Source organism: Umezawaea beigongshangensis (assembly GCF_016464305.1).
Classification (GTDB): Bacteria; Actinomycetota; Actinomycetes; order Mycobacteriales; family Pseudonocardiaceae; genus Umezawaea_A; species Umezawaea_A beigongshangensis.
On record NZ_JAEIOJ010000007.1, the window covers coordinates 370796 to 382336 of the forward strand.

The 11541-nt window shown below is 72.7% G+C and carries 9 protein-coding genes; 3 read left to right on the top strand and 6 right to left on the bottom strand.

Annotated elements, in window-relative coordinates; translation table 11 throughout:
- Nucleotides 1-135: 135 nt before the first annotated feature.
- Complete coding sequence (locus IMZ35_RS19720) at nt 136-2196, bottom strand: ATP-dependent DNA helicase UvrD2 (RefSeq protein WP_199442575.1); 2061 nt, start codon at nt 2194-2196, stop codon at nt 136-138.
- A gap of 69 nt (nt 2197-2265) precedes the next feature.
- Between IMZ35_RS19720 and IMZ35_RS19725 the strand changes: the two genes are divergently transcribed.
- Nucleotides 2266-2994 carry a DUF4191 domain-containing protein gene (locus tag IMZ35_RS19725; protein WP_199442576.1) on the top strand — a complete coding sequence of 243 codons (729 nt, stop codon included), beginning with the start codon at nt 2266-2268 and terminating at the stop codon, nt 2992-2994.
- A gap of 62 nt (nt 2995-3056) precedes the next feature.
- Here the strand turns inward: IMZ35_RS19725 and IMZ35_RS19730 are convergent, their stop codons facing one another.
- Nucleotides 3057-3530 (bottom strand): RDD family protein, encoded by a 474-nt coding sequence (locus IMZ35_RS19730; protein ID WP_199442577.1) that lies wholly within the window; start codon nt 3528-3530, stop codon nt 3057-3059.
- Nucleotides 3531-3725: 195 nt separating this feature from the next.
- Between IMZ35_RS19730 and glnA the strand changes: the two genes are divergently transcribed.
- Both glnA and IMZ35_RS19740 read left to right on the top strand, forming a co-directional pair.
- Complete coding sequence (gene glnA / locus IMZ35_RS19735) at nt 3726-5150, top strand: type I glutamate--ammonia ligase (RefSeq protein WP_199442578.1); 1425 nt, start codon at nt 3726-3728, stop codon at nt 5148-5150.
- Nucleotides 5151-5290: 140 nt separating this feature from the next.
- Nucleotides 5291-5524, top strand: a complete 234-nt coding sequence (locus tag IMZ35_RS19740; protein ID WP_199442579.1) for a hypothetical protein — start codon at nt 5291-5293, stop codon at nt 5522-5524.
- Between the two features lie 43 nt (nt 5525-5567).
- Here the strand turns inward: IMZ35_RS19740 and IMZ35_RS19745 are convergent, their stop codons facing one another.
- The 4 genes from IMZ35_RS19745 to IMZ35_RS19760 form a co-directional block, all read right to left on the bottom strand.
- Nucleotides 5568-6497 carry an NADP-dependent oxidoreductase gene (locus IMZ35_RS19745; RefSeq protein WP_199442580.1) on the bottom strand — a complete coding sequence of 310 codons (930 nt, stop codon included), beginning with the start codon at nt 6495-6497 and terminating at the stop codon, nt 5568-5570.
- Nucleotides 6498-6510: 13 nt separating this feature from the next.
- Nucleotides 6511-9456 carry a bifunctional [glutamine synthetase] adenylyltransferase/[glutamine synthetase]-adenylyl-L-tyrosine phosphorylase gene (locus IMZ35_RS19750; protein ID WP_199442581.1) on the bottom strand — a complete coding sequence of 982 codons (2946 nt, stop codon included), beginning with the start codon at nt 9454-9456 and terminating at the stop codon, nt 6511-6513.
- A 212-nt stretch (nt 9457-9668) separates the two neighbouring features.
- Nucleotides 9669-10424, bottom strand: coding sequence for a type 1 glutamine amidotransferase (locus tag IMZ35_RS19755; protein WP_199442582.1), 756 nt, complete (start codon nt 10422-10424; stop codon nt 9669-9671).
- A gap of 144 nt (nt 10425-10568) precedes the next feature.
- Nucleotides 10569-11420, bottom strand: coding sequence for a GNAT family N-acetyltransferase (locus IMZ35_RS19760; RefSeq protein WP_199442583.1), 852 nt, complete (start codon nt 11418-11420; stop codon nt 10569-10571).
- Between the last annotated feature and the right edge of the window lie 121 nt (nt 11421-11541).

Here is an 11541-nt window from a genome sequence, read left to right on the forward strand (position 1 = left end):
GACGGCAGATACGCGGTCGAATCGGAACTTGCTGGTCTTGCTCTTCATCCCCAGACGGGCACTTCCGTGCCCGGCAGAAGCAGGTTAGGACCCCTCGCGGGAGGCGTGCAACCGCTTTTTCGAAATACGTCCGGATCAGGTGCTGCCGGTCCGGACGACGGTCAGGACGTCGTCTCCGAACCGGTCGAGCTTGGCCGCTCCGATGCCGGAGATGCCGACGAGTCCGGCCGCGTCCTGCGGGCGCTGCTCGGCGATGGCGACGAGCGTGGCGTCGGTGAACACGACGTACGGCGGGACCTTCAGCTCGCGCGACCGCTCGGCACGCCACGTGCGCAGCTTCGCCAGCAGCTCCTCGTCCACGTCGGAGGGACACTCCGAGCAGCGGCCCAGCTTCACGGCCTGCGTGTCCAGCAGCGGCGCCCCGCAGATCCGGCACTTCGGCTTCGCCCGCTTCGGCACCGGGCCGCCGCCCTGCTTCGCCGTCCGCGACGCCGGGTGGGCGTCCGGGACGAGGTCGTGCAGGAAGCGGCTGCGCCGCCGGTACTTGCGTCCCCCGGCCGCGCGGGCCAGCGCCCACGACAGCCACAGGTGCACGCGCGCGCGGGTGACCCCCACGTAGAGGAGCCGGCGCTCCTCCTCGATCGCCGCGTCGTCGCCGTCGGCGTGCTGGATCGGCACGGTGCCCTCGGTGAGCCCCACCAGGAACACCGCGTCCCACTCCAGGCCCTTCGCGGCGTGCAGGGACGCGAGCGTGACGCCCTCGACGGTGGGCGGGTGCTGCGCCTCGGCCCTCACGTCCAGTTCCACCACGAACCGCGCCAGGTCGGCGCCCTCGACGGTGGCGACCAGTTCCTCGGCCAGCTCCACGAGGGCGAGCAGCGACTCCCAGCGCTCGCGGGCGGAACCACCGGCGGGCGGCTCGTCGGTCAGGCCGACGCCGCCGAGCACCTTCCGGACCGCCTCCGGCAGCCCGAGCCCGGTCGGCGACGAGCTGGCGGCGCGCAGCGCGGACATCGCCTGCCGCACCTCGGTCCGGGCGAAGAACCGCTCCCCGCCGCGCACCTGGTAGGGGATGCCCACCTCGGCGAGCGCCTGCTCGAACACCTCGGACTGCGCGTTCACCCGGTACAGGACGGCGATCTCGCTGGCGGGCACGCCCTCGTCCATCAGCGCCCGCGCCCGCTGGGCGACCGCGGCGGCCTCCGCCGGCTCGTCGTCGAACTCGGCGAACGACGGGCGCGGGCCGTCCGGACGCTGCCCGATCAGCCGCAGCCGCGACCCGGCCGAGCGTCCGCGCGCCCACCTGATGACCTCGTTGGCCAGCTCCACCACCTGCGGCGTGGAGCGGTAGTCGCGCTCCAGCCGCACCACGGTCGCCTCGGGGAAGCGGCGCGGGAAGTCCAGCAGGGGACGCGGGGACGCCCCGGCGAAGGAGTAGATCGTCTGGTTCGCGTCGCCGACCACGGTCAGGTCGTCGCGCGGGCCGAGCCAGGCGTCGAGGACGCGCTGCTGCAACGGCGTCACGTCCTGGTACTCGTCGACGACGAAGCAGCGGTAGCGGTCGCGGAACTCCTCGCCGACCTCGCTGTTCTCCTCCAGCGCCGCCGCCGTGTGCAGCAGCAGGTCGTCGAAGTCGAGCAGCCGCGCGTCGTTCTTGAGCTGCTCGTAGGTCTGGTAGAGCCGCACGAGCTGCGGCGAGGGCGCCGGCGTGTCCCGGTGGGTGCGCTCCGCGGCGGCGGGGTAGTCCTGCGGGGCGATCAGCGACGCCTTCGACCACTCGATCTCGCTGGCCAGGTCGCGCAGCGAGTCGGAGTCGGTGGACAGCCCGACGCGGTTCGCCGCCTGCGCCACCAGCCTCAGCTTGTTGTCCACGAGGTCCCACTGCTCGTCGCCCACGACCCTGGGCCAGAAGTACCGCAGCTGCTTGAGGGCCGCGGCGTGGAACGTGCGGGCCTGCGCGCCGTGCACGCCGAGCCCCCGCAGCCGCGTCCGCATCTCCCCCGCTGCCCGCGCCGTGAACGTGACGGCGAGGACCTGACCTGCGGCGACGTGCCCGCGCTGCACCTGGTAGGCGATGCGGTGGGTGATCGTCCTGGTCTTGCCGGTACCCGCGCCGGCGAGCACGCACACCGGTCCGCGCGGGGCCTCGACCGCGGCGCGCTGTTCGGGGTCGAGTCCTTCCAGCAGCGGGTCCACCCCCGCAGTGTCGCACCAGGGGCGGGGCAGGCTCGCGTCGGGACGAGGGCTTGCCCTTATCCTGGACACATGGCAGGTAAGCAGGACAAGGCGGCCGCCAAGGAGGCGGCCAAGGCGCGTCGCGCGGCGTCGCGCGAGAAGCGTGGGCAGATCTTCGAGGCGTTCAAGATGCAGCGCCGCGAGGACAAGGCGCTCGTGCCGCTGATGCTCGCAGCGCTGCTGGGCGCCTCGGCGGTCGCGTTCCTGCTCGGTCTGATCTGGGACCTGGAGTGGGTGTTCCTGCCGATGGGCATCGCGATCGGCGCACTGCTGGCGGTGATCATCTTCGGGCGGCGCGTGCAGCGCAACGTCTACGCGAAGGCCGACGGGCAGCCCGGCGCCGCGGCGTGGGCGCTGGAGAACCTGCGCGGCCGCTGGCGGGTCACGCCCGCCGTCGCGGGCACCACGCAGCTCGACGCCGTGCACCGCGTCATCGGCCGGCCGGGCGTCGTCCTGGTCGCCGAGGGTGCGCCGCACCGGGTGAAGGGGCTGCTCGCGCAGGAGAAGAAGCGGATCGCGCGCGTGGTGGGCGAGACGCCCATCTACGACGTCGTCGTGGGCACCGAGGAGGGGCAGGTGCGGCTGCGCAAGCTCCAGAGCCACCTCATGAAGCTGCCGCGCAACATCTCCGCCGCCCAGGTCGACACGATCGAGAACCGGCTCGCCGCCCTGGCCAGCCGCGGTGCCGCGCTGCCCAAGGGCCCGATGCCGCAGGGCGCGAAGATGCGCAACGTGCAGCGCTCGATGCGCCGTCGCTGACCCCTCTCGCGCACCGCTGACGCACGCCGCCCCCGACCGGTCCCGGTCGGGGGCGGCGTGCGTCAGCGGACGTTCAGGACGACGGTCCGCGCGGCCTTGTCGTGCAGGCACCGGTTGTCGGCGTCCCACACCACGGCCGGGACGACGAGGAAGATCAGCGCGGCGCGCAGGGCCGCTCGGGGCAGACCCACCAGGGCGACGCCGTCGACCCGCGCCACGCGCAGGCCGAACAGCAGGTGGCCGGGCGTGAAGCCGAAGAACGCGACGGCGAGGATCGTGATGGCGAACCAGGCCAGCAGGCTCCAGTTGCGCGGCAGCTCGGGGTAGGTGAACAGCCCCGCCACCGCCGCGGAGAGCAGGAAGTCGACCAGGATCGCGAACGCGCGGCGTCCGCTGGACGCGACCGACCCCGGCCCGCTCTGCGGCAGACCGAGCCGCTCGCCCTTCCAGCGCTGAGCGGTACCGTCACCGGAGTCCGCACCGGGCTCCAGAGCGGCACTGGGTCCTGACAACCACGAACCGGTCCACTTGCTCACTCCTACAGAGTAAGCCCGTTCTCACGTAGTGAGCGCGGACGGGCGAGTTGCCCCGTCCGCAGGTCCCGTTAACACTGGCGAAACACGCGAGAGACGGCAGGGCAACACCGGCGGCCTAGCGTCGGCCACGACTGCCAGCCGCGACCGCGTGGTTGCCAACCCCCATGCCCGATTGAGTCAAAGGAGTCGACGAGGGTGTTCAAGAATCCCGACGAGGTCCTGAAGTTCATCTCCGACGAGGGCGTGAAGTTCGTCGACGTGCGCTTCAGCGACCTTCCCGGCGTCATGCAGCACTTCACGCTGCCCGCCGCGGCGTTCGACGCTGACGCCATCAACGACGGTCTGGCGTTCGACGGTTCGTCGGTCCGCGGCTTCCAGTCGATCCACGAGTCGGACATGCTGCTGCTGCCCGACCTCTACACGGCGCGTCTCGACCCGTTCCGGATCGAGAAGACGCTGATCATCAACTTCTTCGTGCACGACCCCTTCACCCGCGAGGCCTACAGCCGCGACCCGCGCAACATCGCGCGCAAGGCCGAGCAGTACCTGGCCGAGTCCGGCATCGCCGACACCGCCTTCTTCGGCGCCGAGGCCGAGTTCTACATCTTCGACTCGGTCCGCTTCGACACCACGGCCAACGCCTCCTTCCACGAGATCGACGCGATCTCCGGCTGGTGGAACACCGGTGTGGACGAGGAGGGCGGCAACAAGGGCTACAAGGTCAAGTACAAGGGCGGCTACTTCCCCGTCAGCCCCACGGACCACTACGCGGACCTCCGCGACAAGATGGTCCTGAACATGGAGGACTCGGGCTTCACCGTCGAGCGCGCGCACCACGAGGTGGGCACCGGCGGCCAGGCCGAGATCAACTACAAGTTCAACACGCTGCTGCACGCGGCCGACGACCTGATGCTGTTCAAATACATCATCAAGAACACGGCGTGGCAGCAGGGCAAGACCGTCACCTTCATGCCGAAGCCGCTCTTCGGCGACAACGGCTCGGGCATGCACACGCACCAGTCGCTGTGGAAGGACGGCGCGCCGCTGTTCCACGACGAGTCCGGCTACGCCGGCCTGTCCGACACCGCGCGCCACTACATCGGCGGCATCCTGCACCACGCGCCGTCGCTGCTGGCGTTCACCAACCCGACGGTGAACTCCTACCACCGGCTCGTGCCGGGCTACGAGGCACCGGTCAGCCTGGTGTACTCGCAGCGCAACCGCTCGGCGTGCGTCCGCATCCCGATCACGGGCGACAACCCGAAGGCCAAGCGCATCGAGTTCCGCTGCCCCGACTCGTCGGGCAACCCGTACCTGGCCTTCGCCGCCATGATGATGGCGGGCCTGGACGGCGTGCGGAACAAGATCGAGCCGCCGACGCCGATCGACAAGGACCTCTACGAGCTGCCGCCCGAGGAGGCCCGCGACGTCAAGCAGGTCCCGGCCAGCCTGGACGCCGTGCTCGACGCCCTGGAGGCCGACCACGAGTTCCTGCTGGAGGGCGGCGTGTTCACGCCCGACCTGATCCAGACGTGGATCCAGCTCAAGCGCGAGCACGAGATCGACCCGCTGCGCCTGCGCCCGAACCCGTACGAGTTCGCCCTGTACTACGACGTGTGATCCGACGTCAGCAGCACCGGAGGGGCCGAGCGCGCACCGCGCTCGGCCCCTCCGCCGTTTCCACCCCGCAGGTGGAACGGGAACTCGCCGAGCGGGGCGTCACCGCCGGGTTCGGCGCGAGCGCGGGTTAGGGTCGCGCCGTGTCTGATGAAGCCGAATTCCCCGCCCCCGCGCTGCTCTCCTCCACGATCGTCGACAGCGCCGCCGAGGCGGCCGAGGCCGTGCAGGCGGCCGGTGTCCTCGACCTGGGCATCCGCGTGTTCAACCGCCTCGTGCCCGACACCGACGCCGACGACGACTCGCTGGTCGAGGAGTGGGTGGTCGAGGTCTACACGAGCACCCCGGCCGTCGACCCCGACGTCGAAGAGGAGTGACGCGACCGCGCGGGCCCGTCCCCCCGGGGACGGGCCCGCGCGCTCACACCGTCAGGACGATCTTCCCGCGCACGTGCCCGCCCTCCAGGAGCCGGTGGGCGTCGACGGCGCGCTCCAGCGGGAACGTCTGCTGCACCTCCACGCGCAGCTGCCCCGCGTCGGCCCGCTCGGCCAGCCACTCCAGGTCGGCGGCCACGGGACGCACGAACCAGTACTTCCCGCCCAGCCCCAGCACGTTGTGGTCCACGATCGACACGATCCGCGCCGGGTCGCGCACCAGCTCGGTCGACTGGGTCAGCGCCGCGCCGCCGACGCAGTCGAACGCCACGTCCACCCGGCCGTCACCGCCGAGCAGCGCCGCCGCGTTGTCGACCAGCGCGTCTCCGTAGGCCACGGGCTCCGCCCCCAGGGACCGCACGAAGTCGTGGTTGCGCTCCGACGCGGTGCCGATCACCCGCGACGCGCCGAGCAGCCCGGCGATCTGCACGGCCAGGTGCCCCACCCCGCCCGCGGCGGCGTGCACGAGCACGACGTCGCCCTCGCCGACACCGGCCAGCCGCAGCGACTGGAGCGCGGTGAGCCCGGCCAGGGGCAGCCCGGCCGCCTCCTCCCAGCTCAGCGACGACGGCTTGCGCGCCAGCCCGCGCTCGACGCCCGACACCAGCTCCGCGTAGGTGCCGTGCTGCACGTGGTCGTGGCGCTGGTAGCCGAACACCTCGTCACCGGGCGCGAAGTCCACGACCGCCGGTCCCACGGCCTCGACGACGCCGGCGACGTCCCAGCCGAGCACCAGGGGCGTGTGGTGCGGAAGGATCTCCCGCAGGTACCCGGCCCGGATGGCGCGGTCCACGGGATTCACCCCCGCGGCTCTCACCCGGACCAGCACCCGGTCCGGCCCGACGAGCGGGTCGGGCAGCTCCTGCTGGGACATGACCTCTGGGTCGCCGAACTCGGTCAGCGCGATTGCCTTCACGCCAGAGCAGTCTTCACGAGTCGTAGAAGATCCGCTCGACCACGGCGCGCGCTCGCCTGGTCGTGCGACGGTAGTCGTCGAGGAACGCGCCGGGATCGTCCTGCGAGTGCCCCATGACCGCGGCGACGGCTCCCAGCTCGCGCCCCTGCGACGGGAGCTGGTCGGCGGCCTTGCCGCGCACCAGCACCACCGCGTTGCGCGCCCTGGTCGCCATGGTCCAGCCGTTCTTGAGCGCCTCCGCGTCCTCCGCGTCGAGCAGCCCGGCCTCGGTGATGGCGTCCACGGCGAGGTTCGTCGACGGCGTGCGCAGCGACGGCACCTCGTGCGCGTGCTGGAGCTGGAGCAGCTGCACGGTCCACTCCACGTCCGCGAGACCACCGCGGCCGAGCTTCGTGTGCGTCGTCGGGTCGGCGCCGCGCGGCAGCCGCTCGGCGTCGACCCTGGCCTTGATGCGCCGGATCTCCCGCACCGACGTCGCGTCCAGCCCGCCCGCCGGGTAGCGCACCGGGTCGATCATCTCGACGAAGCGCGCGCCCAGGTCGGCGTCGCCCCCGACGATCCGCGCGCGCAGCAGCGCCTGCGCCTCCCACAGCTGCGCCCACTGCGCGTAGTAGGCCCGGTAGGACTCCAGGGTCCGCACGAGCGGCCCCTGCCTGCCCTCGGGACGCAGATCGGTGTCCACCTGGAGCGCCGGGTCCTGGCTCGGCGAGCCGAGCAGCCGCCGCACGGTCTCCACGACGCCGCTGGCCCAGCGCACCGCCTCCGAGTCGTCCACCCCGTCGACCGGCTCGCACACGAACATCACGTCGGCGTCCGAGCCGTAGCCCAGTTCACGCCCGCCGAGCCTGCCCATGCCGACGACGGCGATGCGGGCCCTGCGCTCACCGGCCGCGCGCACCGCCGCGTCCAGCGCCGCCTGGAGCACCGCCGTCCACACCGTCGACAGCGACACGCACACCGTGCGCAGCGACGCCAGTCCCAGCAGGTCCGCGCTCGCCACGCGCAACAGCTCCTGGCGGCGCAGCGACCGCGCGGCCGCCACCGCCCGGCCCACGTCGGCGTACCGGGACACGACGCTGAGCAGCGGTTTCCCCACCGCCTCCGGCTCGCCGCCGGCGAGCGCCTCGGTGTCGGCGAGCAGCCGCATCACCTCGGGCGCGCGCACCAGCAGGTCCGGCACGAGCTTCGACGTCCCCAGCAGCCGGGCCAACCGCTCCACGACAGCGCCCTCGTCCCGCAGCAGCCGCAGGTACCACGGCGTCTCCGCAAGCGCCTCGGACACCTTGCGGTAGGACAGCAGCCCGCCGTCCGGATCGGGCGTCCCGGCGAACAGGTCCAGCAGCACGGGCAGCAGCGCGCCCTGGATGCGCGCACGTCGCGACACCCCGCGGGTCAGCGCCTGGATGTGCCGCAGCGCACCGTCCGGCGCGGTGTAGCCGAGAGCGGCGAGCCGCGCGACCGCCTGGGACGTGGTCAGCCGCAGCGCCTCGGTCGGCACGTTCGCCACCGCCTGCAGCAGCGGCCGGTAGAACAGCTTCTCGTGCAGCCTGCGCACCTGGTTGGCGTGCCGCCGGAACTCCGAGAGCAGCACCTCCCCCTCCGAACGGCGCCCCTCCGCGTGCAACCCCGTCGCTCGGGCCAGCCAGCGCAGCGCCACCTCGTCCTCGGTGGCCGGGAACAGGTGGGTGCGCCGCATCCGCCGCAGCTGCAACCGGTGCTCCACCGTCCGCAGGAACCGGTAGGAGCGGCCGAACTCCGCGGCGTCGGTGCGCCCCACGTACCCGCCCAGGCCGAGCGCGGTGAGCGCCGCGGTCGTGGCGGCGATGCGCAGCGACTCGTCCCCGCGACCGTGCACGAGCTGCAACAGCTGCACGGCGAACTCCACGTCCCGCAGGCCGCCGCGACCGAGCTTGAGCTCCCGCTCGGCGATGTCGTTCGGCACGTGCTCCTCGACGCGCCGCCGCATGGCCTGCACGTCGGGCACGAAGTTGTCCCGGTCGGCCGCGCCCCAGATCAGCGGGCGGACCACGTCCAGGTAGCGCCGCCCCAGCTCGGCGTCACCGGCGACCGGCCGCGCCTTGAGCAGGGCCTGGAACTCCCACGTGCGCGCCCAGCGCCGGTAGTAGGACTCGTGCCCCTCCAGCGTGCGCACCAGCGCACCGGCCTTGCCCTCCGGCCGCAGCGCCGCGTCGACCTCGAAGCACGCCTGGCCCGCGATCTGCATCATCGTGCTGGCCGTCCTGGTCGCCACGGCCAGATCGCCCTCGGCGACGAACACCACGTCGACGTCGCTGACGTAGTTCAGCTCCCCCGCCCCGCACTTGCCCATCGCGATCACCGCGAGCTGGTGGTCCCCGGTCCTGCCGACCTCTTCACCGGCCACGTGCAGCGCGGCGCGCAGCGCGGCCACCGCCAGCTCCGAGAGCTGACTCGCGACCTCGTCGTAGGTCACGAACGACAGCTCCGGCTCGACCACGCGGGCCAGGTCGTCCGCGGCGATGCGGCAGAGCAGCGCCCGGTACTCCCGGCGCAGCTCGCGCACGGCGTCCTGGCCGCGCAGCTCCGCGACGGCACCGGTCAGCGCGTCCGTGAAGCTCTCCGGGTCGACCGTCCGCCCGGCGGTCAGCTCGCGCCAGCGTCGCGGGTTCGCCACCAGGAAGTCCGACAGCGCCGTGGACGCGCCCAGCACGGCGAGCACCCGCCCGCGCAGCACCACGTCCTCGCGCAGCTGCTCGGCGAACTCCGGCCACTCGTCGCCCAGCGCCTCGCGCAGCCGGTCGACGCCCAGCAGCGCCGTGTCGGGATCAGGACTGTGGAACAGGGCGGTGAGGACGCGCTCGTGCCCCTCGGCGGCTCGGCGGTCGGCCCACCAGCCGACGGCGCGCAGCAGCTCCTCGCTGCGTGCGTCGGTGAGGCCGTACCGGGCGGGGGACGCGGGGCGGCGGACTGGATCGGTCATCAACGACCAACCGTAGTCCCGCGCGGGTCACGCCGCGACGACGAGGTGGACACCGGATCCGACGACCGCGACGCGCGCGGCGGCGCACGACCGGCCGCGGCGACCGGCACCGCGGTGACCGATGGCCGCGGCGCGCCCGCCGCGCTGGACGCGACCAGCGCGTGAGCGGTGCCGTGGAAGTCGAGGGCGAGGGTCGTCACCCGCCGTTCGCATCACACCAGCGGCAGGTCGATGCCGAGGTGGCCCGCCGGGGGCAGCTCCCCGCGCACGAGGGCGACGAACCGATCGGCGAACGGACGCCACACCTCCTCGACGTCCCGGTGCCCCTCGTCCAGGCGCTCCCGGTCGAGCGCGCCCGGTCGCGCGGTGGCCGCGAGCTCCGGATCGTCGCGCACCAGGTCCAGGACGACGTCGGTCGTGGTCTCCACGTGGAACTGGAGGCCGTAGGCGCTCTGCCCCACCCGGAACGCCTGGTTGTCGTACTTCGGCGACGCCGCGAGGTGCTCGGCGCCGGGCGGCAGCAGGTGGATCTCGTCGCGGTGGAACTGGACCACGTCCGGCGTCCACGGCAGGTCGGCGAACAGCGGATCGCGCCCCGCGACGTCCCGCTTGGCCACCAGCAGCACACCCACCTCGGGGCCGGCTGGACCGCGCCGCACCTGACCACCCGTGGCCACGGCCAGCAGTTGCGCGCCGAGACCCACCGCCAGGACGGGTTTCCGCTTCGCCACCGCGTGCGACAGGATCGTGCGCACGTCGACCAACCAGGGGTGCGCGATGTCGTCGAGCGCGCCCGCGGCACCACCCAGGCACACGACGCCGTCGTGCTCGTCGAGGGTCGCCGGAACCGTCCCGGCCCCGCACTCGACGAGGTCGAGGGTCGCGCCGGCGGCGCTGAGCCACTCGCCCAGCCGGGCCGGCGGGTTGGACGTCGACGGCTGGAGGACGAGCAGACGCGGTGTGATCACACCGGCGAGCGTAGGTGTCCCGACGTTCACCCGGTCGCACCACCCCGCCGCTGTCGTGCGGTCGTGAGGTGGCGAGGGGTGGGAGCCGAGCGGCGGTTGCCGTGCCGCCGGAACGCCGGTGCGAGGTGCCGGAACGCCGATCAGCTACGAGACGAACTCGATCTCGACGAACTCGTCCACCACGCGGTAGCCGATCCGCTCGTACAGCGCGTTGGTGACGGCGTTGGTCGCATCGGTGAAGAGGACGACGTGCGAGGTCCCGGCGTCGAGCACCCGGCGCGACAGGGCCGCGGTGACGGCGGCCGCGCAGCCGTTCCCGCGGTGCGCGGACGGGGTGTACACCGGACCGACGCGCGACATGCCGTGCACCGGCGCCGAGGCGACCGCCCACGACAGCGGCGTGCCGTCGACCTCCCAGAGCACGTGCAGGTCACCCCGGCGCAGCGACGCGAGCGTGATGTCGTGCAGGCCGGTCTTCTGGCCGCCACCGACCTGCACCTCGGTCGCGAACTCCAGCCGCCACCGCGCGAGCAGGTCCACGTCGTCCTCCGTTCCGCGACGAGCGGTGCCCGGACGGGGTGTGCTGGCGCCAACCGGCTCGACCAGGTCCACCAGGCGGTGCAGGCGCAGCGTGCGCCGGGTGCGCACCGCAGCACCGGTCAGCCGGGTCCACTCGGCAGCGAACGCGTCTGCCTCCGCCGTCGGACCGGTGACGCCGTTCAGAGCGGGATCGGCGTCACCGAGGAGCACGGCGAGCGACTCGGCCGCCGGGGCGATCGTGCCGCTGAGGACGAGGACCTGCGGGAAGACCCGCAGAGCCGCGCCGCACGGCCCGTCGTCGTGGACCGTCACCAGTGTGGCGAGCGCACGTTCATCCGAACGGGCGCGGTCGAACACGGTGAGGGGCAGGGTGTGCTGAACGGGATCAGCCGTGAGCAGGTCTCCGGCGGCGGCCCAGAACTCCTCGGGACTCCCGTGCAGCACCACATCGGTCATGAGCTGCAAAGTAACGCAAAAAGCCCTCTGGGGGACTCCATTCGTGGAGTCCCCCAGAGGGAATGATTGTCCGGCGGTGACCTACTCTCCCACACCCTCACGAGTGCAGTACCATCGGCGC

What these genes read in the sequence shown, in the direction of transcription:
- IMZ35_RS19725 (WP_199442576.1), top strand. Translation starts at nt 2,266, where the DNA reads ATGGCAGGTAAGCAGGACAAGGCGGCCGCCAAGGAGGCGGCCAAGGCG.
- IMZ35_RS19750 (WP_199442581.1), bottom strand. Translation starts at nt 9,456, where the DNA reads ATGACCGATCCAGTCCGCCGCCCCGCGTCCCCCGCCCGGTACGGCCTC.
- IMZ35_RS19760 (WP_199442583.1), bottom strand. Translation starts at nt 11,420, where the DNA reads ATGACCGATGTGGTGCTGCACGGGAGTCCCGAGGAGTTCTGGGCCGCC.